A 25,522-nucleotide genomic window follows, 5' to 3' on the forward strand; every position below is an offset into this window, starting at 1 on the left:
TGTCTGTTCTGCGGGATCGGTTTCCTCCCACGACGACAGGGCCGAGGCGTCGTGATCACGCGCCTAGGGTGTTCGCGTGCTCGACTCCCCTCGCTCCGGATCGTGGTTCCGCTGGCGCCGGCTCTTCGCCGGAGCCGTCTGTCTCGTCGCCGTGATGGGGCTCGCCCTCGCGGCGTGGGTGGGCGTTCGAGCCGCACTCGCACACGGGCACCTACTGCAGGCGCGTTCTGCGGTATCGACGTTGACGGACACCGTCGACGACCCCACGGCGGCGGGCGCCGCTCTGTCCGCCGCGGGAGCAGAGACGTCCGCCGCGCGCGGACTGACCGATGACTGGGCGTGGAACCTCGCGGAGAGCCTGCCCTGGGTCGGACCGCAACTGTCAGCGGTCTCCGACACCGCCGCGGCCATCGACAGCGCCGTCGACGCCATGATCCCCGTCGCTCAGACGTCCACCGGTCTCTCTGATGCTCTCCGCCCGGTCGACGGGGTCATCGACGTCTCCCCGCTCACCGACGCGGCGCCCGCCGTCGCCCACGCCGCCGTCGTGCTGCGGGAGTCGGCCGAACGCGTCGCCGGTATCAACCGCGCCCCCCTGCTCGGACGGGTGGCGGAGAGCGTGACGCAGGCCGCCGACCTGCTCGGTTCCGCCGCCGACACCGCGGACGCCCTGCGCAGGGCCACCGCACTCGTTCCCACGATGCTCGGCGCCGACCGTCCGCGCTCGACCCTGGTGCTGTTCCAGAACAACGCGGAATGGCGCTCGCTCGGCGGCGTCGTCGGCGCCGTGGCCCAGCTCGACACGTCGGGAGGTCGCATGACGCTTGCGGCGCAGGCGTCGTCGGCGGACTTCGCCGCGACGGCCGGCACCCCCGTGGCCGACCTCCCCGACGACGTGCGGAGCATCTACGACACCCGCCCCGCGCGCTACCTGCAGAACACGACGCAGGTGCCCGACTTCTCCGTCGGAGCTCCGCTCGCGCGGGAGATGTGGCGACGCGCGCACGGCACGACCGTCGACAGCGTGATCGCCCTCGACCCCGTGACGCTGTCGTATCTGCTGCGGGCGACGGGTCCCGTGCGCCTGCCCTCCGGCGACGATCTGAGCGCCGACAATGCCGTCCCGCTCCTGCTCGACGAGTCGTACCGCCGCTATTCCGATCCGCGCGCGCAGGACGCCTTCTTCCAGAGCGCCTCTGCCGCGGTGTTCCAGGCTCTCGCCGACGGTCATGTCGATCCTGCGGCCCTGGTGGAGGCGGTGGGCAGAGCCGCTCGCGAGCGCCGCCTGCTCGTGTGGAACGCGGATGCGACCGAGCAGGCGATCCTCGACGGCTCGACGCTGCAGGGAGCACTGCCTGCCGAAGACGCCCGACGCAGCACGTTCGGCGTCTATCTGAACGACGGCACCGGCTCCAAGATGGACTTCTACCTCCAGCCTGTCGTCGAGACCGGCTGGTGCACCGACGGCACCGCATCGCTGCACGTGGAGCTGCGCAGCGACGCGCCCGACCCCGCGTCGCTGCCGGTGTACGTGACCGGTGGCGGCGAGTACGGCGTGCCGGCCGGTGACGCCCTCACCGGCGTCTACGTCTATCTCCCGCCGGGTGCCGAGCTGCTCGAACGGCGTACGTCCAGCGACGGGCCACCACCGGGATTCGCCGGCGGGGTCCACGACGGACGCGAGGTGGTGAAGTGGTCGGCGCAGGTGGCCCCCGGCGAGGCCGCACGGCTCGACCTCCGGGTGCGACTCGCGACCCCGGAGATGGATGCCGTGGCCACGCCCACGCGCGACCCCGACGACGTCGCGCGCTCCGGCGCGTGTCGCTTCGACGAGTGACCCGGCGCACCCGCGACAGGGTGAAGTCCTGGTCTCCCGCGCATGAAACCACCCGCGGACGGGCGGGTCGTGCAGCGCTCCTCCACAAGACTCTCCGCTAGAAGCCATTCGACGTGCGGCCGGCGGATCACGTCCCGCACTTGTCTCGGCTCGACTTCGCCAAGCAGCTCGACTACGCCAAGCAGATGGGGCACATCATGAAGACCACGATCATCCGGGCCGTCGCCGCGCTCTCGCTCGCCGCGGCCGCATTGATGGCCCCGGCGGCCGCCAACGCCTACACCGACCCCGCCGTCATCACCGTCACGCCGTCCGTGGCCACACCCGGCGGTGTAGCGACTTTCACCACCGACCGCGCCGCGTACCAGGGCGACGAACAGATCATCATCTCGGTCACCGGTGGCGCGGCCAAGAGCATCACGCTCGCCTCCGTCGCGACCGAGACCAACGACTCCCTTCGCTCCAAGGCGGTGAACGGCTACCTCAAGACACCGGTTCGCTTCCCGAACAACGCGAAGGGCGTCTACTACTTCACGTTCACCGGCGCCAAGAGCGGCGTCGTCCTGCACGCAAGCGTGACCGTCGCGCCCGCGGGTTCCAGCACCTCGCCCGCCAAGGGGGGCTTGGCCGTGACCGGCTTCGACGGCGGCAGCACGGCCGGTCTGTGGATCGCCGGTGGCGCACTGATCGTGGGCGGCGGCGCGCTCGCGGTGGGAACCGTCATCCGCCGGCGTCGCGGCGCAGAGTCCTGATCCGCGCCGAGCAGGAAAGAGGGGGTCGTCTTCGGACGACCCCCTCTTTCTCGTCACCGCCTGCGAGACGCGCTCACGCGAGGCTGCGGAGCCGGGGAGCGGTCACCTCCGCTGTGACGAGGATGGGCAGGTGGTCGCTGAGCCCCTGCGGGAGCGTCTTGATGTGGGCGATATCGAACCCCACAGAGGTCGCGAAATCGTAATGACCGCGGAAGAACCGGTAACGCGTGTACGTCCGGGCGTCGCTCAGAGTGAGCTCGTATCCCTGATCGCGGACCTTCTGTCCGAGGTTCTCCTTGAAGACCGGGTAGTTGTAGTCCCCGACCATCAGCGCCGGCAGACCAGGGCCGAGATTCTGCAACTCGCTCAGCGCGGTACGGATCTGGTGACGGCGCAGCGAGTTGAGGGCCGTCAATGGCGCCGCGTGGAACGAGGCGACGATCACGTCACGGCCGGTGTCGATATCGCGCAGCCGCACCCCCAGCATCCGCTCTTCCGCAGGCTTGAGCACGTAGTCGTGCAGCGACTTCTTCAGCGACAGCGCCCGCACCTCCTCGGCCCGGAACGTGTTCTCGCGGTAGTAGACCGCAAGTCCGAGTCGGTTGCGCTGCGTCGCTTCCGCGAGGCGCAGCCCCCCGACCTGGTGCGGGATGTCGTTCGTGTCGCATTCCTGCAGGCACAGCACGTCGACCTCGTGCCTCTCGACGAGCTGCGTGAGCTCCCCGGCGGCGCGGTGCTTGTTGAGGTTGTACGAGATGACCTTCATGGCGATGTCAGCATACGTCCGGCGCTGACGAGCCTCCTGAGGGCTTGCGTCGGCCCCTTCCGGTGGATTCAGGATGCCGAGTCGTCGGCGTCCCGCCGGTTGCGCGTCTGCGCGGCCCGCACCGCCAGGAGTTCGTCCGCGGGGTAGCCGACTTCGGCCAGCACGAGGCCCCGTGCGGCCAGCACCTTGGTCTCGGGGATGCGCAGGCGGGCGTCGCGGATGACGACGACGTCGTCGACCGCGATGCGCCCCTCCCCCACGGCGACGCAGACTCCGACGAGGGCCCGAACCATGCTGTGGCAGAAGGCGTCGGCACGCACGTTCGCGACGAGGACGCCGTCGTCGCCGCGACACCAGTCGTACTCCAGCAGCGTACGGATCGTCGTCGCCTCCTCGCGGGCCTTGCAGTACGCGGCGAAGTCGTGCAGACCGATCAGGCGCGAGGCTGCGGCATCCATCGCCTCCACGTCCAGCACGCTCCGCAGCGTCGTGGTACGCAGGCGGTCGAGGGGGTCGTAGGCGGTGGTCGCGTCGGCGAGCCGGTACGAGTACCGACGCCAGACGGCGGAGAAGCGTGCGTCGAAACCCTCGGGTGCCCGAGACGTGCGGCGCACGGTGACGTCCGGGTACAGACCCAGCACGCCGCGCACGCGCCCCGCGAGAGCGGCGACGGCATCGGCCTCGTCGTCGTCGCGGCGGCGCCGGGGCAATCGCGCGATCTGCGCCTCATCGAGGTCGAGATGGGCGACCTGTCCCGAGGCGTGCACGCCGGCGTCCGTGCGACCGGCGACGATGAGGCGGGGCGTGCCGCCGACGATCCGGGTCAGCGCCTCCTCGAGTACACCTTGCACGGTCCGGAGCTTCGGTTGGCGGGCCCAGCCCCGGAAGTGGGTACCGTCGTAGGCGATGTCGAGGCGGATGCGCACCCCTCCAGCCTACGAGCGCGCCTGCCCGGAGAACGACGATGCCCCCACCCGGTACGGGTGAGGGCATCGTGTGCGAGAACGGACTCAGGCCTTGGCGTCGCCTTCGACGGCGTCCGCGGCAGCGGCCTCAGCGGCCGCGCCCTCCTCGGGCGACTCGGCGCCGGCGTCGGCGGCCTCGTCGGTGGTGGTCTCGTCGGCGGGCGCCTCGTCGGCGACGGGCTCCTCGGCGACCGGGGCAGCGGCAGCGGCGGGTGCCGCGGCAGCCTTGTTCGACGCCTTCTTCGCGACGGGCTCGAGCACGAGCTCGATCACGGCCATGGGGGCGTTGTCGCCCTTGCGGTTGCCGACCTTGGTGATGCGGGTGTAGCCGCCGTCACGCTCGGCCACCAGGGGCGCGATCTCGGTGAACAGCGTGTGCACGACGTCCTTGTCACCGATCACGCTCAGCACGCGACGACGCGCGTGCAGATCGCCACGCTTGGCGAAGGTGATGAGGCGCTCGGCGAGCGGACGAAGACGCTTGGCCTTGGTCTCGGTCGTCTTGATGGACTTGTGCGTGTACAGCGCCGCCGCGAGGTTGGCGAGAAGCAGACGCTCGTGGGCCGGGCCGCCTCCGAGGCGGGGACCCTTCGTGGGCTTGGGCATGTCGTATTACTCCAGGAGAAGGTTCGGTCGGATCCGACCGGGGTCAGACGGTCTCTTCGTCGTAGCCGCTGTAGAACTGGGCGCCGTCGAAGCCGGGCACCGAGTCCTTGAGCGACAGGCCGAGGGAGGTGAGCTTGTCGCGCACCTCGTCGACCGACTTCTGACCGAAGTTGCGGATGTTCATCAGCTGCGTCTCGGAAAGGGCGACCAGCTCCGAGACGGTGTTGATGCCCTCGCGCTTGAGGCAGTTGTACGAGCGGACGGACAGATCGAGGTCTTCGATCGGCATCGACAGCTCGTTCGAGAGGACGGTCTCGACCGGCGCGGGGCCGATCTCGATGCCCTCGGCCTCGACGTTCAGCTCGCGAGCGAGACCGAACAGCTCGGTGAGGGTGCGTCCGGCCGAGGCGACGGCGTCGCGCGGAGCGATGGATGCCTTGGACTCGACGTCGAGGACGAGCTTGTCGAAGTCGGTGCGCTCACCGGCGCGGGTGGCGTCGACGCGGTAGCTGACCTTCAGCACCGGCGAGTAGATCGAGTCGATCGGGATCTGACCGGCCTCGGCGTACTCGTTGCGGTTCTGGGTCGCCGAAACGTAGCCACGGCCGCGCTCGATCGTCAGCTCGAGCTCGAACTTGGCGGTGTCGTTGAGGGTCGCGATGACCAGCTCGGGGTTGTGCACCTCGACACCCGCGGGAGCGGAGATGTCGGCGGCGGTGACCTCGCCGGCACCCGTCTTGCGCAGGTACGCCGTGATGGGCTCGTCGCGCTCGCTCGAGACGACCAGCTGCTTGATGTTCAGGATGATCTCGGTGACGTCTTCCTTCACGCCCGGGATGGTGCTGAACTCGTGCAGGACGCCGTCGATGCGGATGCTCGTGACGGCCGCGCCGGGGATCGACGACAGGAGGCTGCGACGCAGCGCGTTGCCGATCGTGTAACCGAAACCGGGCTCCAGCGGCTCGATGACGAAACGGCTGCGGAACTCCCCGATCTTCTCCTCGGTCAGAGTGGGACGCTGTGCGATGAGCACTATGTGTTCCTTTCGATCACGTGCCCGCTATATGACACGTGTAATGGGGTGAGGTGTTGAGTTGTACTCGCGGGATGCGGGCCGGGCCGTGACGGCGAGGCGTGACATCCGGAAGTCTTCTGCGCGCAGGAGCGCGGCGTTCCCGGGGAGCGAAAAGTGCTCCCCGGGAACGATCGCATCAGACGCGGCGACGCTTGGGCGGACGGCAGCCGTTGTGGGCCTGCGGCGTCACGTCCTGGATGGAGCCGACCTCGAGGCCGGCGGCCGTGAGCGAGCGGATCGCGGTTTCGCGACCCGAACCCGGACCCTTCACGAAGACGTCGACCTTCTTGACGCCGTGCTCCTGCGCCTGACGAGCGGCCGATTCGGCCGCCATGCCGGCAGCATACGGTGTCGACTTGCGCGAGCCCTTGAACCCGACACCGCCGGACGATGCCCAGCTGATGACGGCACCCGAGGGGTCGGTGATCGAAACGATGGTGTTGTTGAACGTCGACTTGATGTGGGCCTGACCCACGGCGATGTTCTTCTTCTCCTTGCGGCGCGGCTTGCGCGCGGCGGACTTGGCCTGTGCCATGTGCGTTCTCCTGAATCCTGACGCTCAGCCCGCGGCTTAGCGCGCCTTCTTCTTGCCGGCGACGGTGCGCTTGGGACCCTTGCGGGTACGCGCGTTCGTCTTCGTGCGCTGACCGCGCACCGGGAGGCCGCGGCGGTGGCGCAGGCCCTCGTAGGAACCGATCTCGACCTTGCGGCGGATGTCGGCGGCGACCTCGCGACGGAGGTCACCCTCCACCTTGTAGGTGCCTTCGATGTGGTCGCGCAGGGCGACCAGCTGGTCGTCGGTGAGGTCCTTGACGCGGACGTCGGGGCTGATGCCCGTCGAGGTCAGGATCTCGGCGGAGCGGGTGCGACCCACGCCGTAGATGTAAGTAAGTGCGATCACCACGCGCTTGTCGCGCGGGATGTCGACGCCGGCGAGACGTGCCATGCGGCTCTCCTCAGAGTGTCGTGGAGGTGTGGAGCAGGATCGGTGCTCGGGCCTCCGCCCCGAGGTGTCCTCCGCCCGCTCGCGCGGACGGGATCTGATCCTGCCGGTGTGTATTCAGTTGGGAAAGGTGTCGAGCTGGAAGCTCAGCCCTGGCGCTGCTTGTGGCGCGGGTTGCTCTTGCAGATCACCATCACGCGCCCGTGGCGACGGATCACCTTGCAGTGGTCGCAGATGGGCTTGACGGAGGGGTTGACCTTCATGATGTTCCTGTTTCGCTGTCTTCGACGCCGCGAGATGCGGCTCGTTACTTCTCGGCCGGACTCAGCGGTAGCGGTAGACGATACGACCGCGCGTGAGGTCGTACGGGCTCAGCTCGACGACGACGCGGTCCTCGGGGATGATGCGGATGTAGTTCTGCCGCATCTTGCCCGAGATGGTCGCGAGCACCTTGTGGCCGTTCGTCAGCTCGACACGGAACATCGCGTTGGGCAGTGCTTCGGACACCGTGCCCTCGATCTCGATGACACCGTCTTTCTTCGCCATAAACTCGCTCACGCTCAGTTGCAGACCGGCCGGTCTGCGGTGGATGGGGATTCGGTGCCTCGACACGCCAATGAAGGCGCAACGCACCAAAGATCAAGCATACGTGGTAATGCTCGACCCGGCAACTCGCCGGGAGTGGCGTCAGCCGTTGAGGCGGCCGACGATGTCCTTCTGCGGGTCGCCCGTCAGGTCGGTCTGGTTGTTGAGGGTGACACCGTTCACGGCGATCGTCGGCGTGGCGATGCTGGTCGCGTTCGCCTGCAGCGGCGTCTTGGCCGTCATCGCGGTGACGAAGCGCGTGTAGGTGCCCTCGCTGATGCAGGAGGCCACCGCATCGGAGGCCCCGGCCGACGTGGCTACCGAAGCGAGGGTGGCGTCATCGAGACCCGCCGTGTTCTCTTTCGGCTGCTGCGCGTACAACGCCTTGACGTAGGCGGACACGTTCGCCGGGTCGTCGACGGCCACGCAATAGGCGGCGTTGGCCGCGCGCGCGTGGAGTACTGCGTGCCCTGCGACAGGCGGTCGAGGATGGCGATCGGGTGGATGTTCAGGGTGATCGTTCCGTCGTCCACCAGTTGCTGCAGCGTGGGCCCGTACGCCTGCTCGAAGGAGTTGCACACGGGGCACATGAAGTCGACGTAGGTGTCGACACTCTGGGAGCCCGAGCCGATCGCGATGGCGCCGGTCTCGGTGTTCACCGCCGATGACTCGGGCAGCGTACCCGGCGAGGTCGCCTGACTGTTCGCGAACCACACCACGCCACCGACGATCAGCACGATGACCAGAGCGGCCGCCGTCACCCCGATCGCGAACCAGTTCGTGGACTTCCGCACAGCAGCCATCATCATCAGTCGATCTCCCTCGGCACCACGCCGAACGGCGCCAGCTTCTCAGCACCCCCGTCGTGAGCGGTGAGCACCCAGATGCCCCCATCATGCACGGCGACGCTATGTTCCCAATGGGAGCCTGCCGTGCCGTCGACCGTCGACACCGTCCAGCCGTCGTCCTCGACGAAGGTCTCCTGATCGCCGATCACGACCATGGGCTCGATCGCCACCGCGAGACCAGGACGCACCTCGGCGCCACGCTCGGGGACGGCGTAGTTGAAGATGCTCGGCGACTCGTGCATCTTGCGGCCGATGCCGTGGCCGACGTAGTCGCGCAGGATGCCGTACCCGCCCTCGGGCGCGTTCGCCTCGATGTACTGCTCGATCGCGGCACCCACCTCCCCCAGGTGCGACGCGCGGCTGAGGGCCGCGATGCCCGCCCACAGCGACCCCTCGGTCACCTCGGACAGACGCCGACGGGGGGCCACCAGCTCTTCGGGCGCATCGCCGGGAACGATGACGGTGAAGGCGGAGTCGCCGTTCCAGCCGCGAAGCTCCGCTCCCGCATCGATCGACAGGATGTCGCCGGCCACCAGCGGACGATCGTTCGGGATGCCGTGCACCACCTGCTCGTTGACCGACGCGCAGATGGTGTGGCGGTAGCCCCGCACCATCTGGAAGTTCGAGACGGCACCGCGCGAGGTGATGAGAGCGGATGCCGCCGCGTCGAGCTCGAGGGTCGTCACCCCGGGCGCGACGAGCGCACGAACCGCATCCAGCGCATCGGCCGTGATGAGCCCGGGCTCGATCATCGACCGCAGCTGCGCGGGCTTTTTGTAGACGGAGGAACGCAGTCCCACGTCACGCAGCCGGCGACGCGAGGATGCCGCGCGCTTCGAGGGCCGCGAAGATGCGCGCCGTCACCTCGTCGAGGCTGCCGACGCCGTCGATCTCGTCGACCACGCCGCGCGTGCCGTACACGTCGAGGATCGGCGCGGTCTCGCGCTCGTAGATGCCGAGTCGCGTGGCGATCGCCTCTTCGGTGTCGTCGGCGCGCCCCTGCTCCGCCGCCCGCGCCGTCAGCCGGGACAGCGATTCCTCGCGGGGGACGACGAGGGCGATCACGGCGTCGAGAGCGTCGCCGCGGCCCTCGAGGAACTCGTCGAGATGCATGACCTGGGCCAGGTTGCGCGGATAGCCGTCGAGGAGGAAGCCCTCGGCGGCATCGGCCTGCGACAACCGATCGCGGACGACTGCGCTCGTGAGCTCATCGGGGACGAGGTCACCGGCATCGATGATGGCTTTGACCTGCTGACCCAGCTCGGTGCCGTCCTTGACGTTCGCCCGGAAGACGTCCCCGGTCGAGACGACCGGGATGCCCAGCGCCTCGCCGACGCGGACGCCCTGCGTCCCCTTGCCGGAGCCCTGAGGGCCGACGATCAGAAGACGCGCGCTCATCGCAGCAACCCCTCGTAGTGACGCTGCTGGAGCTGTGCGTCGATTTGTTTGACGGTCTCGAGGCCGACACCGACGATGATCAGGATGGATGCTCCACCGAACGGGAAGTTCTGGTTCGCACCGACCGTCGCGAGCGCCACGAGCGGCAGCAGCGCGATGAGGCCGAGGTAGATCGACCCCGGAAGCGTGATGCGCGTGAGCACGTAGTCGAGGTATTCGGCCGTCGGACGACCCGCGCGGATGCCGGGGATGAACCCGCCGTACTTCTTCATGTTGTCGGCGACGTCGACCGGGTTGAAGGTGATCGCGACGTAGAAGTACGCGAAGCCGATGATGAGGAGGAAGTAGATCAGCATGTAGAGCGGGTGGTCGCCGCGCGTGAGGTACTGGGAGATCCACGTGACCCACGCCGCCGGCTCCTGCCCCGGCTGCGGCTGGTTGAACTGCGCGATGAGCGCGGGGATGTACAGCAGCGACGAGGCGAAGATGACGGGCACGACGCCGGCCATGTTGACCTTGATCGGGATGTAGGTGTTCGTCCCGCCGTAGGTGCGACGGCCCACCATGCGCTTGGCGTACTGCACGGGGATGCGCCGCTGGGACTGCTCGACGAACACCACCAGGGCGACGATCACGATGCTGACGGCGAGCACGAGCAGGAAGACCTCGACGCCGCGGGCGTTCAGGATCGAGAGCATGGCGCCGGGGAAAGGTGGCGGCGATCGAGGTGAAGATGAGGATGGACATGCCGTTGCCCACGCCGCGCTCGGTGACCAGCTCGGCGAACCACATGACCAGGCCCGTACCGGCGGTCATCGTGATGATCATGAGCAGCTGCGCCCACCAGATGTCGTTCGTCAGCAGCTGCTGGCATTCGGGCACGCCGGCGGAACCGAAGAGCTGACCCGAGCGCGCGACCGTCACCAGCGTGGTCGACTGCAGCAGCGCGAGGGCGATCGTCAGATAGCGCGTGTACTGCGTGAGCTTCGCCTGACCCGCCTGACCTTCTTTGTAGAGGGTCTCGAAGTGCGGGATGACCACGCGGAGCAACTGCACGATGATCGTCGCGGTGATGTACGGCATGACGCCGAGCGCGAAGATCGACAACTGCAGCAACGCGCCACCCGAGAACAGGTTGACCAGGGACAGAAGACCCTCGGTCCCGCCCGATTGGTCCAGGCACTGCTGAACGTTCGGGAAGTCGACGAAGGGCGTCGGCACGTGGGCACCCAGCCGGTAGATGGCGATGATGCCCAGCGTGAAGGCGATCTTCCGCCTCAGGTCGGGCGTGCGGAATACCCGCGCGATGGCGCTGAACAAGGGAGAATCCTCCAGAACGATCTCGGAGCGCGACGACGCGCACACCGAATCAGCCTAATGCAGAAGGGGCCGACGGCCGTAAGGCCGCCGGCCCCCTCCGGGTCGGGTCGTCAGTTGACGGTACCGCCGGCGGCGACGATCTTCTGCTCGGCCGAGCCGGAGACCTTGTCGACCGAGACGGTCAGCGCGACCGAGAGGTCGCCGGTGCCGAGCACCTTGACCTTCTCGTTCTTGCGCACAGCACCCTTGGCCACCAGGTCGGCGACGGTCACGTCGCCACCCTGCGGGTAGAGCTCGCCGAGCTTGTCCAGGTTCACGACCTGGTACTCGACGCGGAACGGGTTCTTGAAGCCGCGGAGCTTCGGGGTGCGCATGTGCAGCGGCATCTGCCCACCCTCGAAGCCGACCTTGACCTGGTAACGGGCCTTGGTTCCCTTGGTACCGCGACCGGCCGTCTTACCCTTCGAGCCCTCACCGCGACCGACACGGGTCTTCGCGGTGCGAGCACCCGGGACGGGACGCAGGTGGTGGACCTTCAGCACGCCGGGGCGCGCCGCGGGGGCTTCCTTCTTCTCGGCCTTGTCGGCCGATGCCTTCTTGGGGGCGTCGACCGTAGCGGTCTCGTCCTTCTTGGCAGCCATTAGTCGATCTCCTCAACCTTGACGAGGTGGGCGACGGTCTTGACGTAACCGCGCGTCTGCGCGTCGTCGGGACGGACGACAGAGTCGCCGATCCGCTTGAGACCGAGCGAACGCAGCGTGTCACGCTGGTTCTGCTTCTCGCTCACCTTGGACTTGATCTGCGTGACCTTCAGACGCTCGGCCATCAGGCACCTACCTTCTGAGCGGCGGCCTCGGCGCGCACGAGGCGGGCCGGGGCGACCTGGTCGAACTCCAGGCCACGGCGGGCGGCCACGGCGCGGGGCTCCTCGAGCGACTTCAGCGCCTCGACGGTCGCGTGCACGATGTTGATCGTGTTGGACGAACCGAGCGACTTCGAGAGCACGTCGTGGATGCCGGCGCACTCGAGCACGGCGCGGACGGGACCGCCGGCGATGACACCGGTACCGGCAGCGGCGGGGCGCAGCAGCACCACACCGGCAGCAGCCTCACCCTGGACGGGGTGCGGGATGGTCGAGCCCGAACGGGGGACGCGGAAGAAGTTGCGCTTGGCCTCTTCGACACCCTTCGAGATGGCGAGGGGCACTTCGCGGGCCTTGCCGTAGCCGACACCCACGACGCCGTTGCCGTCACCGACGACGACGAGCGCGGTGAAGCTGAAGCGACGACCACCCTTGACGACCTTCGAGACGCGGTTGATGGTGACGACGCGCTCGAGGAACTGGCTCTCGTTGCGGTCGCGCGAACCACGGTCGCGCTGGTTGGCGTTGCGCTCGCGACCACCGCGACGCGGCTCGCGCTCACGCTCGGCGGGCGCCGTGGCCGCAGCCGCACCCTCAGCCGGGGCAGTCTGCTCGGTCACTTCGGTCTCCTTGTTGTCACTCACAGGTTCAGCCCTCCTTCGCGAGCTCCGTCGGCGATCGCCGCGACGCGGCCGGCGTAGCGGTTGCCGCCACGGTCGAACACGACGTCGGAGACGCCCACGGCCTTGGCACGCTCGGCGACGAGCTCGCCGACCTTGCGGGCCTTGGCGGTCTTGTCACCGTCGAAGCCGCGCAGGTCGGTCTCGAGGGTGGAAGCGGAGGCCACGGTGTGGCCCTTGCTGTCGTCCACGACCTGGACGAAGACGTGGCGCGCGGAGCGCGTCACGACGAGACGGGGGCGCAGCTCGGTGCCCACGACCTTCTTGCGAAGACGCGCGTGGCGACGAGCACGAGCGACGGACTTTGTCTTGACAGCCATGGTCACTTACCACTCTTTCCGGCCTTGCGGCGGACGACCTCGCCCGCGTACCGCACACCCTTGCCCTTGTAAGGCTCGGGCTTGCGGATCTTGCGGATGTTGGCTGCGGCCTCGCCGACGGCCTGCTTGTCGATGCCGCTCACGGTGAGCTTGTTGTTGCCTTCGACCGTGAGGGTGATGCCCGCGGGCGGGTCGATCAGGACCGGGTGCGAGAAGCCGAGGGCGAACTCGACCGAGCTGCCCTTCTGCGCGACGCGGTAACCCGTGCCGACGACCTCGAGGCCCTTGGTGTAGCCCTGGGTGACACCGATGATGTTGTTGTTGATGAGCGTGCGGGTCAGGCCGTGGAGCGACCGCGACTCGCGCTCGTCGTCGGGGCGGGTGACGAGAACCTGGTTCTCCTCGACCGACACCTCGAGGGGCTGTGCGATGGTGAGCACGAGCTCGCCCTTCGGGCCCTTGACGTTGACCTCCCGGCCGTTCACCGAAACGGTGACACCGGCGGGGATGTCGATGGGAAGACGTCCAATACGCGACATGTCAGATCACCACACGTAGGCGAGGACTTCCCCGCCGACGCCCTTCTGCTCGGCCTGACGGTCCGTGAGGAGACCGGAGGAGGTGGACAGGATGGCGACGCCGAGACCGCCGAGGACCGTGGGGACCTCGGTCGACTTCGCGTACACGCGGAGTCCGGGCTTGGAGACGCGCTTGATGCCGGCGATGGACCGCTCGCGGTTCGGGCCGTACTTCAGCGTCATGTTGAGGGTCTGGCCGACGCGAGCGTCTTCGACGCTCCAGTCGGCGATGTAACCCTCCTGCTTGAGGATGGCGGCGATGTTGGTCTTGAGCTTGGAGCTCGGCATCGACACGGAGTCGTGGTGCGCCGAGTTCGCGTTGCGCAGACGGGTCAGCATGTCTGCGACCGGGTCTGTCATCGTCATGTGTTGCTTCTTTCTTTCATGAGGTTTCGGCTGCCGTTACACGACAGCCGACCTTCGATGAGGGGCCCCCGGAAACCCGGGGGCCCGAGGGGTCAGGCCTGCGCGTCGGCCGACTGGAAGGGGAAGCCGAGCTGGCGGAGCAGCGAGCGACCCTCGTCGTCGGTCTTGGCTGTGGTGACGATGGTGATGTCGAAACCACGCACGCGGTCGATGCGGTCCTGGTCGATCTCGTGGAACACGGACTGCTCCTGGAGACCGAAGGTGTAGTTGCCGTTGCCGTCGAACTGCTTGGCCGACAGACCGCGGAAGTCGCGGATGCGGGGCAGGGCGAGGTTGACGAGGCGGTCCACGAACTCCCACGCGCGGTCGCCACGCAGGGTGACGTGCGCGCCGATGGCCTGACCTTCGCGCAGCTTGAACTGCGCGATGGACTTGCGGGCCTTCGTGACGATGGGCTTCTGGCCGGTGATCTTGGTGAGGTCGTCGACCGCACCATCGATCACCTTGCTGTCGCGAGCGGCCTCGCCGACACCGGTGTTCACGACGACCTTGACCAGACCGGGGATCTGCATGACGTTCGCGTAGCCGAACTCTTCCTGCAGGGCCTTCTTGATCTCGGTGTTGTACTTCTGCTTCAGGCGGGGCTGGATCTTGCCAGCCACCGCGGCAGTGTCGGTGCTCATATTCAGAGGTCCTTGCCTGACTTCTTCGCGTAGCGCACACGGACGGTGCGCTTGACGCCGTCCTTCACCTGCTCCTCGACGCGGTAGCCGACACGCGTCGGCTTCTTGCTCGAAGGGTCGACGATCGCGACGTTGGAGATGTGGATCGGGGCCTCGAAGGTCTCGATGCCGCCGGTCTTCGTGCCGCGCTGGGACTGGCCGACGCGGTTGTGCTTGGTGACGTAGTTCACGCCCTCGACGATGACGCGGTTCTGCTCGGTCAGGACCTCGAGGACCTTACCCTGCTTGCCGCGATCGCCGCCCTTGTCCTGCTTCTTTCCCGAGATGACCTGGACCAGGTCACCCTTCTTGATTTTCGCCATGATCAGATGACCTCCGGGGCGAGCGAGACGATCTTCATGAACTTCTTGTCGCGAAGCTCACGGCCGACCGGTCCGAAGATACGGGTGCCACGGGGCTCCCCGTCGTTCTTCAGGATCACGGCGGCGTTCTCGTCGAACTTGATGTACGAGCCGTCGGGACGGCGGGTCTGCTTGACGACGCGGACGACGACGGCCTTGACCACGTCGCCCTTCTTGACGTTTCCACCCGGGATCGCGTCCTTGACCGTGGCGACGATGACGTCACCCAGGCCGGCGTAGCGGCGGTTGGAGCCACCGAGCACGCGGATGGTGAGCAGCTCCTTGGCGCCGGTGTTGTCGGCGACCTTCAGCCGGGATTCGTTCTGAATCACTGTTTACTCCTTGGGTTCCAAGTGAGCCGCGAGGCTTACTTGGCCTTCTCGAGGATCTCGACCAGGCGCCAGCGCTTGGTGGCGCTGAGCGGACGGGTCTCGTTGATGACGACCAGGTCGCCGATGCCGGCCGAGTTGGTCTCGTCGTGGGCCTTGACCTTCGACGTGCGACGGATGACCTTGCCGTAGAGCGGGTGCTTCACGCGGTCCTCGACCTCGACGACGATCGTCTTGTCCATCTTGTCGCTGACCACGTAGCCACGACGGGACTTGCGGTAACCGCGGGCGTCCTCGTCACGGACATCGTTCTCGGCGTGCTCGTGACCGGCGACCTGCGCCTCGGCCTTCTTCGCGGTAGCCATTACTCCGCCTCTTCCTTCGCGGCGTCGTCAGCGGCGTCCGCCTTCTTCGCCTTGCTCTTCTTCGCCTTCGTCGCCGCCTCGACCGGAGCCGGGGTGGCGCGGATGCCGAGCTCGCGCTCACGGATGACCGTGTACAGACGCGCGATGTCGCGCTTGACTGCACGGATGCGGCCGTGGCTCTCGAGCTGGCCGGTGGCCGACTGGAAGCGCAGGTTGAACAGCTCTTCCTTGGCCTTGCGCAGCTCCTCGACGAGGCGCTGGTCTTCGAACGTGTCGAGCTCGCTCGGAGCGAGCTGCTTGGTGCCGATCGCCATTACGCGTCGCCCTCCTCGCGCTTGATGATGCGTGCCTTCAGGGGCAGCTTGTGGATGGCACGGGTCAGTGCTTCACGAGCGAGTTCCTCGTTGACACCTGCGACCTCGAAGAGGACGCGGCCCGGCTTGACGTTGGCGACCCACCACTCGGGGGAACCCTTACCGGAACCCATGCGGGTTTCGGCGGGCTTCTTCGTGAGCGGACGGTCGGGGTAGATGTTGATCCACACCTTTCCACCACGCTTGATGTGACGGGTCATCGCGATACGAGCGGACTCGATCTGACGGTTGGTCACGTAAGCGGGGGTCAGGGCCTGGATGCCGAACTCACCGAACGACACAGTGGTGCCACCGGTGGCCTGGCCGGAACGACCGGGGTGGTGCTGCTTGCGGTACTTGACCTTGCGGGGGATGAGCATTACGCCGACGCTCCTTCTGCCACGGGGGCCTCGTTGCGCGGGCCACGACGACGGTCGCCACCGCGGTCGTCACGACCGCGCGACTTGGGCGCGTTGGCCTGCTCGCGGGCGAGCTCCTTGTTGGTGAGATCGCCCTTGTAGATCCACACCTTCACGCCGATGCGGCCGAAGGTGGTCTTGGCCTCGTAGAAGCCGTAGTCGATGTTCGCGCGCAGGGTGTGCAGGGGCACACGGCCTTCGCGGTAGAACTCGGACCGGCTCATCTCGGCGCCGCCGAGACGACCCGACACCTGGATGCGCACACCCTTGGCGCCGGCGCGCTGCGCGCCCTGCAGACCCTTGCGCATCGCGCGACGGAACGCCACACGAGCGGACAGCTGCTCGGCGACACCCTGGGCGACCAGCTGAGCGTCGGCCTCGGGGTTCTTGACCTCGAGGATGTTCAGCTGGATCTGCTTGCCGGTGAGCTTCTCGAGGTCGGCGCGGATGCGCTCGGCCTCGGCGCCGCGGCGACCGATCACGATACCCGGGCGGGCGGTGTGGATGTCGACGCGGACGCGGTCACGCGTGCGCTCGATCTCGATGTTGCTGACACCGGCGCGGTCGAGCGACGTGGTCAGCAGGCGACGGATCTTGATGTCCTCGGCGAGGTAGTCGGCGTAACGCTGACCGGGCTTCGTCGAGTCCGAGAACCACCGCGACACGTGGTCGGTGGTGATGCCGAGGCGGAAGCCGTACGGGTTGACCTTCTGTCCCATTACTTGCTCGCCTTCTTGTTGGCGCGAGCCGGGGCCGCCTCAGCGGTCTCGGGCGTCGCGAGCACGACCGTGATGTGGCTCGTGCGCTTCTTGATCTGGAAGGCGCGACCCTGAGCGCGGGGCTGGAAACGCTTCAGCGTCGTGCCCTCGTCGACGTACGCGTTCTTCACGTACAGGTCGGCGTCATCCAGGTATTCGTTCGTCTTGTCGGCGGTGACGCGAGCATTCGCGATCGCCGAGGCGACGAGCTTGTAGATCGGCTCGCTCGCGCCCTGAGGCGCGAACTTCAGGATGGCGAGGGCCTCTTCGGCCTGCTTGCCCTTGATGAGCGCGACGACACGACGAGCCTTCTGAGGGGTCACGCGGATGTGTCGCACACGTGCGATGGACTCCACCATTTCTCTCTCCTCCTCGGTCGCCTTAGCGGCGACGGCCCTTCTTGTCGTCCTTCACGTGGCCGCGGAAGGTGCGGGTGGGCGAGAACTCGCCCAGCTTGTGGCCGACCATGGTCTCGGTCACGAACACGGGGATGTGCTTGCGACCGTCGTGCACGGCGATGGTGTGTCCCAGCATGGCGGGGATGATCATCGAACGGCGCGACCAGGTCTTGATGACGTTCTTCGAACCGGCTTCGTTCTGCGAGACGACCTTGCGAAGCAGGTGCTCGTCGACGAAGGGGCCCTTCTTAAGGCTGCGAGGCATCTTCCTCTACTCCTACTTGCGCTTCTTGCCGGCGGTGCGACGGCGGACGATGAGCTTGTCGCTCTCCTTGTTCGCGTGGCGGGTGCGGCCCTCGGCCTTGCCCCACGGCGAAACAGGGTGACGACCACCGGAGGTCTTACCCTCACCACCACCGTGCGGGTGGTCGACCGGGTTCATGGCGACACCACGCACGGTCGGGCGGACGCCCTTCCAGCGCATGCGGCCGGCCTTGCCCCAGTTGATGTTCGACTGCTCGGCGTTGCCGACCTCGCCGATCGTCGCGCGGCAGCGCACGTCGACGTTGCGGATCTCGCCCGAGGGCAGACGCAGCTGCGCGTAGGGGCCATCCTTGGCGACCAGACGCACCGAGGCGCCGGCCGAACGGGCCATCTTCGCACCGCCGCCGGGACGCAGCTCGATCGCGTGGATCACGGTACCGGTGGGGATGTTGCGCAGCGGCAGGTTGTTGCCGGGCTTGATGTCGGCGCCGGCGCCGGACTCGACGACGTCGCCCTGCGACAGCTTGGCCGGGGCCAGGATGTAGCGCTTCTCGCCGTCGGCGTAGTGCAGCAGCGCGATGCGCGCGGTGCGGTTGGGGTCGTACTCGATGTGCGCGACCTTGGCGTCGATGCCGTCCTTGTCGTTACGACGGAAGTCGATCAGACGGTACTGACGCTTGTGGCCACCACCGATGTGACGCGTGGTGATGCGGCCCTGGTTGTTGCGGCCACCGGTCTTCGACAGCGGGCGCAGCAGCGACTTCTCGGGCGTCGATCGGGTGATCTCGGCGAAGTCGGCCACCGACGAGCCGCGGCGACCGGGGGTCGTGGGCTTGTACTTGCGAATAGCCATTGTTCTTGTCCTCTATCCCGACCGTCAGCCGACAGACGTGAAGATGTCGATGGTGCCCGACTTCAGCGAGACGATGGCGCGCTTGGTGTCCTTGCGCTTGCCGATGCCGAAGCGGGTGCGACGGGCCTTGCCCACGCGGTTGATCGTGTTGACCGAGGCGACCTTGACGCCGAAGATCTTCTCGATGGCGAGCTTGATCTCGGTCTTCGACGAGCGGGGGTCCACCAGGAAGGTGTACTTGCCCTCGTCGATGAGCGAGTAGCTCTTCTCGGAGACGACCGGCTTCAGGATGATGTCGCGCGGGTCCTTGTTGACGGCGCTCATGCCGAGACCTCCTCGGTGGCAGCGCTCTTCGACGCGACGAAGGCGTCGTAGGCGGCCTTGGTGAAGACGATGTCGTCGGAGACGAGCACGTCGTAGGCGTTCAGCTGGCCGAAGGTCAGCACGTGGACGTACGCGAGGTTGCGCACGCTCTTGATCGTCAGCTCGTCGTCGCGGTCGATGACCACGAGGACGTTCTTGACGGCACCCAGGGTCGTCAGCGCGGTCGCGGCGGCCTTGGTCGAGGGGGCACCCTCGATGCCGAAGCTGTCGACGATGTGCAGACGCTGACCACGAGCGCGGTCGCTGAGCGCACCCAGGAGGGCGGCGGCGATCATCTTCTTGGGGGTGCGCTGGCCGTAGTCGCGGGGCTTGGGACCGTGGACGATGCCACCACCGGTCATGTGCGGCGCGCGGATCGAGCCCTGACGGGCGTTACCCGTGCCCTTCTGCTTGAAGGGCTTGCGGCCGGCACCCGAGACCTCGCCACGACGCTTGGTCGAGTGCGTGCCCTGGCGAGCCGCGGCGCGCTGCGCCACGACGACCTGGTGGATGAGGGGGATGTTCGTCTTGACGTCGAAGAGATCGGCGGGCAGCTCGACGGAGCCGGCCTTGTTGCCGTCGGACTTCACGACGTCGAGCGCGAGAGTCGAGTCAGCCATGATCAGGCACCCTTCACTGCGTTGCGGACGTAGACGATGCGGCCACGAGCACCGGGGACGGCGCCCTTGACGAGCATCAGACCCTTCTCGGCGTCGACGGCGTGCACCGTGAGGTTGAGGACGGTCACGCGCTCGCCACCCATACGGCCGGCCATGCGCATGCCCTTGAAGACGCGGCTGGGGGTCGACGAGGCGCCGATCGAACCGGGCTTGCGGTGGTTGCGGTGCGCACCGTGCGATGCGGAGACACCCTTGAAGTTGTGACGCTTCATGACACCCGCGGTGCCCTTGCCCTTGCTGGTGCCGACGACGTCGACCAGCTGGCCGGCCTCGAAGAGACCGTCGACGGTGAGCTCCTGGCCCAGCGAGTAGTCGGCGGCGTCCGCGGTGCGCACCTCGGTGAGGTGACGGCGCGGGGTGACGCCGGCGGCGTCGAAGTGCGCCGTGAGCGGCTTGTTCACCTTGCGGGGGTCGATCTGGCCGTAGCCGATCTGCACGGCGTTGTAGCCGTCCTTCTCGAGCGAGCGCAGCTGGGTCACGACGTTCGGGGCGACCTCGATGACGGTGACGGGAACGAGCTTGCCGTTCTCGTCCCACACCTGGGTCATGCCGAGCTTGGTGCCGAGGAGGCCCTTGGAGATCTTGGAGTTGATGTCAGCCATGTCGAACCTCAGAGCTTGATCTCGATGTTGACATCGGCCGGGAGGTCGAGGCGCATCAGCGAGTCGACAGCCTTGGGCGTCGGGTCGATGATGTCGATGAGGCGCTTGTGGGTGCGCATCTCGAAGTGCTCGCGGCTGTCCTTGTACTTGTGGGGCGACCGGATGACGCACACGACGTTCTTCTCGGTCGGAAGGGGAACCGGGCCCACCACGGTGGCGCCGGCGCGGGTCACGGTGTCGACGATCTTGCGCGCCGACGAATCGAGTCCGGCGTGGTCGTACGACTTCAGGCGAATGCGGATCTTCTGTCCCGCCATTGTCTGCTCTCTCTCTTTCTCGCGTCTTACCCGACCTGGGGCATTGGACGCACGGTGGTGCTCACGCACCCTGGCACTTCCCCTCGCTCGCGCGAGAGATGCTGCACCGCTGTTCAGCTGTCAAACCGGATGCCTGGGCACCCGGCCCGCCCCTCGCACGCACGCGCGCGATTCCCGTGAAGGATGAGGGGGTTCGGTGTGTGTTCTGCTGCCCGCGGCCCAGGACCCTGCGCGTGTGCGCCGCCTGTGCACTGCCGAGACAGTGATCCTGGCGCGCGCCGAGCGCACGCCGGAATGTGGAACTGGACTAGTCTACGGACCCCTCGGGCATGCCGCAAACCCGGGCGTGTCGCGCACGGCGATTCCTCAGGATCGGCGCGCGAAACCACACCGGCGCCGCCCCTCGCGGGGACGGCGCCGGTGTGGGACGAGCTCAGGCGTTGCCGATGTTCTTGTCGACGTTCGCTCGAACCTCGTCGACCTTGGCGTGGTGATCGGCCGGTACGACCTTCTTGATCGCGTCGGCTGCTCCGTCGAGGACTTTGTCGCTGACCTCCTCGGCCTTCTCGCTCCTCAGCGCCTCTTCGATCTTGTCGCGGTTGTCGTCCAGGAGCTTCTTGCCCTTGGCGATGATGTCGTCTACGCCGCTCATTGCCTCTCCGTCTCCGGGCCGAGCATGGTGCCGACCCCTCGTTCATTGTGGACGGGACGCGACCCCGGGTGGAAGACCCCGGCATCCGTTCTCCGGATACGACACAGGCCGGGCCCGAAGGCCCGGCCTGTGCCGAGTGAAGTCGAAAGGACTTACTTGATGATCTTGGTCACCGTGCCGGCGCCGACGGTGCGGCCACCCTCACGGATCGCGTAGCCGAGGCCCTCTTCCATGGCGATCGGCTGGATGAGCTCGACCGACATCTCGGTGGTGTCACCGGGCATGACCATCTCGGTGCCCTCGGGCAGCGTGATGACGCCGGTCACGTCGGTGGTGCGGAAGTAGAACTGGGGACGGTAGTTCGTGAAGAACGGGTTGTGGCGGCCGCCCTCTTCCTTGGACAGGATGTACGCCGTGCCCTCGAAGTTGGTGTGCGGGGTGACCGAACCGGGCTTCACGACGACCTGGCCGCGCTCGACGTCGTCACGCTTGGTGCCGCGCAGGAGCAGACCACAGTTCTCGCCGGCCCAGGCCTCGTCGAGCTGCTTGTGGAACATCTCGATACCCGTGACGGTGGTCTTCTGCGTCGGGCGGATGCCGACGATCTCGACCTCGGAGTTGATGCCGAGGGTACCGCGCTCGGCGCGACCCGTGACGACCGTGCCACGGCCGGTGATGGTGAAGACGTCCTCGATGGGCATGAGGAACGGCTTGTCCTTGTCACGCACCGGGTCGGGGATCGACTCGTCGACGGCTTCCATGAGCTCGACGATGGCGTTGACCCACTGCTCGTCGCCCTCGAGAGCCTTCAGGCCCGAGACGCGGACGACGGGGGCGTTGTCGCCGTCGAAGTCCTGCGACGACAGCAGCTCGCGGACCTCGAGCTCGACGAGCTCCAGGATCTCCTCGTCGTCGACCATGTCGCTCTTGTTCAGCGCGACGAGCAGGTAGGGCACGCCGACCTGCTTGGCGAGCAGGACGTGCTCGCGGGTCTGAGCCATCGGGCCGTCGGTGGCGGCGACCACGAGGATCGCGCCGTCCATCTGAGCGGCACCGGTGATCATGTTCTTGATGTAGTCGGCGTGGCCGGGCGCGTCGACGTGAGCGTAGTGACGCTTGGGGGTCTCGTACTCGACGTGCGAGATGTTGATCGTGATACCACGCTGACGCTCTTCCGGCGCCGAGTCGATCGACGCGAAGTCACGCTGAACGTTGGTGGCCGACGGGAACTTGTCGGCGAGCACCTTCGAGATGGCAGCGGTGAGCGTGGTCTTGCCGTGGTCGACGTGACCGATCGTTCCGATGTTCACGTGCGGCTTGGTCCGCTCGAACTTGGCCTTAGCCACTGGGTCCTCCTCAGGACGTTGGTTGCGAGGTCTCGGGCGCTGGATTGCGACCGGTTCTTCGCGGGGATGGATCTCAGATTACTAGAGAGTCGGTGTTCAGTTTGAGTGGATGCCGGGAACCCGAGCGGAACCCGGATTCCCGGCATCCTCGAGAGCGGTGTTACTCGCCCTTGTTCTTCTGGATGATCTCGTCGGCCACGGCCTTCGGGACATCGGCGTAGCTGTCGAACTCCATCGAGTAGACGGCGCGGCCGGAGGTCTTCGAGCGCAGGTCACCGATGTAGCCGAACATCTCGGACAGCGGCACGTTGGCCCGGACGACCTTGACGCCGGCGGCGTCTTCCATCGACTGGATCTGGCCACGACGCGAGTTGAGGTCGCCGATGACGTCGCCCATGTACTCCTCGGGAGTACGCACCTCCACGGCCATGATCGGCTCGAGGATGGTGGGGTTGGCCTTGCGGACGGCCTCCTTGAAGCCCATGGAACCGGCGATCTTGAACGCCATCTCCGAGGAGTCGACGTCGTGCGAAGCACCGTCGAGGAGGATCGCCTTGACACCCACCATGGGGTAGCCGGCGAGCACGCCGACGTTCATGGCGTCCTGGAAGCCCTGGTCGGTCGGCGAGATGTACTCGCGCGGGATACGACCACCGGTGACCTTGTTCTCGAACTCGTAGGTCTTGTCGGCCGTGACCTCGAGGGGCTCGATCGCGAACTGGATCTTCGCGAACTGACCCGAACCACCGGTCTGCTTCTTGTGGGTGTAGTCGTGACGCTCGACCGACTTGCGGATCGTCTCGCGGTAGGCCACCTGGGGCTTTCCGACGTTGGCCTCGACCTTGAACTCGCGCTTCATGCGGTCGACCAGGATGTCGAGGTGGAGCTCGCCCATGCCCTTGATGACGGTCTGGCCGGTCTCGGCGTTCTGCTCGACGCGGAACGTCGGGTCTTCTTCCGCGAGCTTCTGGATGGCGACACCCAGCTTCTCCTGGTCGGCCTTGGTCTTGGGCTCGATGGCGACCTCGATGACCGGCTCGGGGAAGGTCATCGACTCGAGCACGACCTGGTTGGCCGGGTCGCACAGGGTGTCACCGGTGGTGGTGTCCTTCAGGCCGATGACGGCGTAGATGTGACCGGCGGTGACCGAGTCGACCGGCATCTCCTTGTTGGCGTGCATCTGGAAGATCTTCCCGATGCGCTCCTTCTTGCCCTTGGTCGCGTTGACGACCTGAGCGCCTGAGTCGAGGTGACCCGAGTACACGCGGATGTAGGTGAGACGACCGAAGAACGGGTGCGTCACGATCTTGAACGCCAGGGCCGCGAACGGCTCCTCACGGTCGGCGTGACGCTCGATGACGACCTCTTCGTCCTTGGGGTCGTGCGCCTCGATGGCGGGCACGTCGAGGGGCGAGGGGAGGTAGTCGACGACGGCGTCGAGCATGGGCTGGACACCGCGGTTCTTGAACGCCGATCCGCAGAGCACGGGGTAGAGCTCCGAGTTGATCGTCATCTTGCGGATCGCGCCCTTGATCTCGGCGACCGTGAGCTCCTCACCGCCGAAGAACTTCTCGAGAAGGGCGTCGTCGGACTCGGCGACGGTCTCCAGCAGCTGCTGGCGGTACTCGGCGGCCTTGTCGGCGAGATCGGCGGGGATTTCCTGGATCTCGTACTTCGCGCCCATGGTCACGTCACCCTTGGCGTCACCGGGCCAGACGAGCGCACGCATCTCGACGAGGTCGATGACGCCGACGAAGTCGTTCTCGGAACCGATGGGCAGCTGGATGACCAGCGGCTTGGCCTTGAGGCGGTTGACGATGGTGTCGACCGTGAAGTAGAAGTCGGCGCCCAGCTTGTCCATCTTGTTGACGAAGCAGATACGCGGGACGTCGTACTTGTCTGCCTGACGCCACACGGTCTCGGACTGGGGCTCGACGCCCTCCTTGCCGTCGAAGACGGCGACGGCACCGTCGAGCACGCGGAGCGAGCGCTCCACCTCGACGGTGAAGTCGACGTGACCGGGGGTGTCGATGATGTTGATCTGGTTCTTGTCCCAGAAGCAGGTCACGGCCGCAGAGGTGATCGTGATGCCACGCTCCTGCTCCTGCTCCATCCAGTCGGTGGTCGCCGCACCGTCGTGCGTCTCACCGATCTTGTGGTTGACGCCCGTGTAGAACAGGATGCGCTCGGTCGTCGTGGTCTTGCCGGCGTCGATGTGGGCCATGATGCCGATGTTGCGGACCTTGTGCAGGTCGGTGAGCACGTCTTGTGCCACGGGTGTCTTCCTTACCTGTTGGGAGGTTGATGCCGGGCCCATCGGAGGGTCCGTGACCGGGGTTCGATCACGGACCCTCCGCGGGTTTTACCAGCGGTAGTGCGCGAAGGCGCGGTTCGACTCGGCCATCTTGTGGGTGTCTTCGCGGCGCTTGACCGCGGCACCGAGGCCGTTCGAGGCGTCGAGGATCTCGTTCTGCAGACGCTCGGTCATCGTCTTCTCACGACGACCCTTCGCGTAGCTGACGAGCCAGCGCAGCGCGAGGGTGTTCGCACGGTGCGGCTTGACCTCGACGGGAACCTGGTAGGTCGAACCGCCGACGCGGCGGCTCTTGACCTCGAGGGTGGGACGGACGTTGTCGAGCGCCTTCTTGAGCGTGGCGACAGCGTCTTGGCTGTTCTTCGCCTCGACGCCCTTGAGGGCGTCGTAGACGATCGACTCGGCGATGGACTTCTTGCCGTCGACCAGGATCTTGTTGACCAGCTGGGTGACGACGGGAGCGCCGTAGACCGGGTCGTTGACGACGGGACGCTTCGGGGCGGGACCCTTACGAGGCATGGTTC

General features: G+C 66.9%; 38 protein-coding genes and 1 pseudogene. 2 read left to right on the plus strand and 37 right to left on the minus strand.

The window, feature by feature from the left end; all coding sequences use genetic code 11:
- The first annotated feature begins 76 nt into the window (after window positions 1–76).
- Window positions 77–1,837, plus strand: coding sequence for a DUF4012 domain-containing protein (locus QE410_RS13725; protein WP_307333077.1), 1,761 nt, complete (start codon window positions 77–79; stop codon window positions 1,835–1,837).
- Between the two features lie 140 nt (window positions 1,838–1,977).
- Window positions 1,978–2,589: a hypothetical protein gene (locus QE410_RS13730; protein ID WP_307333079.1), complete on the plus strand. Its 612-nt coding sequence runs from the start codon at window positions 1,978–1,980 to the stop codon at window positions 2,587–2,589.
- Window positions 2,590–2,662: 73 nt separating this feature from the next.
- On the opposite strand, the gene QE410_RS13735 is transcribed toward QE410_RS13730, so the two are convergent.
- The 37 genes and pseudogenes from QE410_RS13735 to rpsG all read right to left on the minus strand — a co-directional run bounded on the left by QE410_RS13735 (window position 2,663) and on the right by rpsG (window position 25,517).
- Window positions 2,663–3,355: an endonuclease/exonuclease/phosphatase family protein gene (locus tag QE410_RS13735; RefSeq protein ID WP_307333080.1), complete on the minus strand. Its 693-nt coding sequence runs from the start codon at window positions 3,353–3,355 to the stop codon at window positions 2,663–2,665.
- Between the two features lie 68 nt (window positions 3,356–3,423).
- Window positions 3,424–4,281 (minus strand): tRNA pseudouridine(38-40) synthase TruA, encoded by an 858-nt coding sequence (gene truA, locus QE410_RS13740; protein ID WP_307333081.1) that lies wholly within the window; start codon window positions 4,279–4,281, stop codon window positions 3,424–3,426.
- 84 nt (window positions 4,282–4,365) lie between these two features.
- Complete coding sequence (gene rplQ, locus QE410_RS13745) at window positions 4,366–4,926, minus strand: 50S ribosomal protein L17 (RefSeq protein ID WP_307333083.1); 561 nt, start codon at window positions 4,924–4,926, stop codon at window positions 4,366–4,368.
- A gap of 43 nt (window positions 4,927–4,969) precedes the next feature.
- Window positions 4,970–5,959, minus strand: a complete 990-nt coding sequence (locus QE410_RS13750; protein WP_058230893.1) for a DNA-directed RNA polymerase subunit alpha — start codon at window positions 5,957–5,959, stop codon at window positions 4,970–4,972.
- 178 nt (window positions 5,960–6,137) lie between these two features.
- Complete coding sequence (rpsK, locus tag QE410_RS13755) at window positions 6,138–6,536, minus strand: 30S ribosomal protein S11 (RefSeq protein ID WP_013583990.1); 399 nt, start codon at window positions 6,534–6,536, stop codon at window positions 6,138–6,140.
- Between the two features lie 36 nt (window positions 6,537–6,572).
- The gene (gene rpsM, locus QE410_RS13760; RefSeq protein ID WP_307333084.1) at window positions 6,573–6,947 is read right to left on the minus strand and encodes a 30S ribosomal protein S13; all 375 of its coding nucleotides are present in this window, start codon (window positions 6,945–6,947) and stop codon (window positions 6,573–6,575) included.
- Window positions 6,948–7,090: 143 nt separating this feature from the next.
- Window positions 7,091–7,207, minus strand: a complete 117-nt coding sequence (gene rpmJ / locus QE410_RS13765) for a 50S ribosomal protein L36 (RefSeq protein ID WP_005050492.1) — start codon at window positions 7,205–7,207, stop codon at window positions 7,091–7,093.
- 61 nt (window positions 7,208–7,268) lie between these two features.
- Window positions 7,269–7,490, minus strand: coding sequence for a translation initiation factor IF-1 (gene infA / locus QE410_RS13770; RefSeq protein ID WP_013583992.1), 222 nt, complete (start codon window positions 7,488–7,490; stop codon window positions 7,269–7,271).
- A gap of 141 nt (window positions 7,491–7,631) precedes the next feature.
- Window positions 7,632–7,955: a thioredoxin domain-containing protein gene (locus QE410_RS13775; protein ID WP_307333085.1), complete on the minus strand. Its 324-nt coding sequence runs from the start codon at window positions 7,953–7,955 to the stop codon at window positions 7,632–7,634.
- Entirely contained in the window at window positions 7,847–8,323 is a 477-nt protein-coding gene (locus QE410_RS13780) for a DsbA family protein (protein WP_307333086.1), read from the minus strand. The genes QE410_RS13775 and QE410_RS13780 overlap by 109 nt, the downstream gene beginning before the upstream one ends.
- 14 nt (window positions 8,324–8,337) lie before the next feature.
- Window positions 8,338–9,177: a type I methionyl aminopeptidase gene (gene map / locus QE410_RS13785; RefSeq protein ID WP_307333088.1), complete on the minus strand. Its 840-nt coding sequence runs from the start codon at window positions 9,175–9,177 to the stop codon at window positions 8,338–8,340.
- A gap of 1 nt (window position 9,178) precedes the next feature.
- Window positions 9,179–9,775, minus strand: coding sequence for an adenylate kinase (locus QE410_RS13790; protein WP_307333090.1), 597 nt, complete (start codon window positions 9,773–9,775; stop codon window positions 9,179–9,181).
- A pseudogene (gene secY, locus QE410_RS13795) lies at window positions 9,772–11,095 on the minus strand (preprotein translocase subunit SecY). Before secY ends, QE410_RS13790 begins: the two are co-directional and overlap by 4 nt.
- A gap of 110 nt (window positions 11,096–11,205) precedes the next feature.
- Complete coding sequence (gene rplO, locus QE410_RS13800) at window positions 11,206–11,736, minus strand: 50S ribosomal protein L15 (RefSeq protein ID WP_307333092.1); 531 nt, start codon at window positions 11,734–11,736, stop codon at window positions 11,206–11,208.
- Window positions 11,736–11,921: a 50S ribosomal protein L30 gene (gene rpmD / locus QE410_RS13805; RefSeq protein WP_013583998.1), complete on the minus strand. Its 186-nt coding sequence runs from the start codon at window positions 11,919–11,921 to the stop codon at window positions 11,736–11,738. The genes rplO and rpmD overlap by 1 nt, the downstream gene beginning before the upstream one ends.
- A complete protein-coding gene (gene rpsE / locus QE410_RS13810; protein ID WP_058230888.1) occupies window positions 11,921–12,601 on the minus strand; it encodes a 30S ribosomal protein S5 in 681 nt (226 codons plus the stop codon). Before rpsE ends, rpmD begins: the two co-directional genes overlap by 1 nt.
- Window positions 12,598–12,957 (minus strand): 50S ribosomal protein L18, encoded by a 360-nt coding sequence (gene rplR, locus QE410_RS13815; protein WP_043361012.1) that lies wholly within the window; start codon window positions 12,955–12,957, stop codon window positions 12,598–12,600. The genes rpsE and rplR overlap by 4 nt, the downstream gene beginning before the upstream one ends.
- 2 nt (window positions 12,958–12,959) lie before the next feature.
- Complete coding sequence (gene rplF, locus QE410_RS13820) at window positions 12,960–13,496, minus strand: 50S ribosomal protein L6 (protein ID WP_307333094.1); 537 nt, start codon at window positions 13,494–13,496, stop codon at window positions 12,960–12,962.
- A 6-nt stretch (window positions 13,497–13,502) separates the two neighbouring features.
- On the minus strand, window positions 13,503–13,901 hold the full coding sequence (gene rpsH / locus QE410_RS13825; RefSeq protein WP_013584002.1) for a 30S ribosomal protein S8: 399 nt from the start codon (window positions 13,899–13,901) through the stop codon (window positions 13,503–13,505).
- A 92-nt stretch (window positions 13,902–13,993) separates the two neighbouring features.
- The gene (gene rplE, locus QE410_RS13830) at window positions 13,994–14,584 is read right to left on the minus strand and encodes a 50S ribosomal protein L5 (protein WP_307333097.1); all 591 of its coding nucleotides are present in this window, start codon (window positions 14,582–14,584) and stop codon (window positions 13,994–13,996) included.
- 2 nt (window positions 14,585–14,586) lie between these two features.
- Window positions 14,587–14,946 carry a 50S ribosomal protein L24 gene (gene rplX, locus QE410_RS13835; protein WP_058230885.1) on the minus strand — a complete coding sequence of 120 codons (360 nt, stop codon included), beginning with the start codon at window positions 14,944–14,946 and terminating at the stop codon, window positions 14,587–14,589.
- A 2-nt stretch (window positions 14,947–14,948) separates the two neighbouring features.
- On the minus strand, window positions 14,949–15,317 hold the full coding sequence (rplN, locus tag QE410_RS13840) for a 50S ribosomal protein L14 (protein WP_013584005.1): 369 nt from the start codon (window positions 15,315–15,317) through the stop codon (window positions 14,949–14,951).
- A 35-nt stretch (window positions 15,318–15,352) separates the two neighbouring features.
- Complete coding sequence (gene rpsQ, locus QE410_RS13845; RefSeq protein WP_058230884.1) at window positions 15,353–15,679, minus strand: 30S ribosomal protein S17; 327 nt, start codon at window positions 15,677–15,679, stop codon at window positions 15,353–15,355.
- Complete coding sequence (rpmC, locus tag QE410_RS13850; protein WP_307333100.1) at window positions 15,679–15,993, minus strand: 50S ribosomal protein L29; 315 nt, start codon at window positions 15,991–15,993, stop codon at window positions 15,679–15,681. Before rpmC ends, rpsQ begins: the two co-directional genes overlap by 1 nt.
- The gene (gene rplP / locus QE410_RS13855) at window positions 15,993–16,412 is read right to left on the minus strand and encodes a 50S ribosomal protein L16 (protein WP_013584008.1); all 420 of its coding nucleotides are present in this window, start codon (window positions 16,410–16,412) and stop codon (window positions 15,993–15,995) included. The genes rpmC and rplP overlap by 1 nt, the downstream gene beginning before the upstream one ends.
- Entirely contained in the window at window positions 16,412–17,170 is a 759-nt protein-coding gene (gene rpsC / locus QE410_RS13860; protein ID WP_058230882.1) for a 30S ribosomal protein S3, read from the minus strand. The genes rplP and rpsC overlap by 1 nt, the downstream gene beginning before the upstream one ends.
- Window positions 17,170–17,568 carry a 50S ribosomal protein L22 gene (gene rplV, locus QE410_RS13865; protein ID WP_013584010.1) on the minus strand — a complete coding sequence of 133 codons (399 nt, stop codon included), beginning with the start codon at window positions 17,566–17,568 and terminating at the stop codon, window positions 17,170–17,172. Before rplV ends, rpsC begins: the two co-directional genes overlap by 1 nt.
- Before the next feature lie 22 nt (window positions 17,569–17,590).
- Window positions 17,591–17,872: a 30S ribosomal protein S19 gene (gene rpsS, locus QE410_RS13870; protein WP_013584011.1), complete on the minus strand. Its 282-nt coding sequence runs from the start codon at window positions 17,870–17,872 to the stop codon at window positions 17,591–17,593.
- Between the two features lie 12 nt (window positions 17,873–17,884).
- On the minus strand, window positions 17,885–18,724 hold the full coding sequence (gene rplB, locus QE410_RS13875) for a 50S ribosomal protein L2 (RefSeq protein ID WP_013584012.1): 840 nt from the start codon (window positions 18,722–18,724) through the stop codon (window positions 17,885–17,887).
- Window positions 18,725–18,748: 24 nt separating this feature from the next.
- Complete coding sequence (gene rplW, locus QE410_RS13880; RefSeq protein ID WP_058230881.1) at window positions 18,749–19,048, minus strand: 50S ribosomal protein L23; 300 nt, start codon at window positions 19,046–19,048, stop codon at window positions 18,749–18,751.
- The gene (gene rplD / locus QE410_RS13885; protein WP_058230880.1) at window positions 19,045–19,707 is read right to left on the minus strand and encodes a 50S ribosomal protein L4; all 663 of its coding nucleotides are present in this window, start codon (window positions 19,705–19,707) and stop codon (window positions 19,045–19,047) included. The genes rplW and rplD overlap by 4 nt, the downstream gene beginning before the upstream one ends.
- A gap of 2 nt (window positions 19,708–19,709) precedes the next feature.
- A complete protein-coding gene (rplC, locus tag QE410_RS13890) occupies window positions 19,710–20,369 on the minus strand; it encodes a 50S ribosomal protein L3 (protein ID WP_076673698.1) in 660 nt (219 codons plus the stop codon).
- A gap of 8 nt (window positions 20,370–20,377) precedes the next feature.
- On the minus strand, window positions 20,378–20,686 hold the full coding sequence (rpsJ, locus tag QE410_RS13895) for a 30S ribosomal protein S10 (RefSeq protein ID WP_013584016.1): 309 nt from the start codon (window positions 20,684–20,686) through the stop codon (window positions 20,378–20,380).
- A gap of 433 nt (window positions 20,687–21,119) precedes the next feature.
- Window positions 21,120–21,338: an Rv0909 family putative TA system antitoxin gene (locus tag QE410_RS13900; RefSeq protein ID WP_307333107.1), complete on the minus strand. Its 219-nt coding sequence runs from the start codon at window positions 21,336–21,338 to the stop codon at window positions 21,120–21,122.
- 152 nt (window positions 21,339–21,490) lie between these two features.
- Window positions 21,491–22,684: an elongation factor Tu gene (gene tuf, locus QE410_RS13905; RefSeq protein ID WP_058230878.1), complete on the minus strand. Its 1,194-nt coding sequence runs from the start codon at window positions 22,682–22,684 to the stop codon at window positions 21,491–21,493.
- 160 nt (window positions 22,685–22,844) lie between these two features.
- A complete protein-coding gene (gene fusA, locus QE410_RS13910; protein WP_307333110.1) occupies window positions 22,845–24,959 on the minus strand; it encodes an elongation factor G in 2,115 nt (704 codons plus the stop codon).
- Window positions 24,960–25,046: 87 nt separating this feature from the next.
- Complete coding sequence (rpsG, locus tag QE410_RS13915) at window positions 25,047–25,517, minus strand: 30S ribosomal protein S7 (protein WP_013584050.1); 471 nt, start codon at window positions 25,515–25,517, stop codon at window positions 25,047–25,049.
- Window positions 25,518–25,522 lie beyond the last annotated feature (5 nt).

The sequence above is a fragment of the Microbacterium sp. SORGH_AS_1204 genome (assembly GCF_030818935.1).
Taxonomy (GTDB): domain Bacteria; phylum Actinomycetota; class Actinomycetes; order Actinomycetales; family Microbacteriaceae; genus Microbacterium.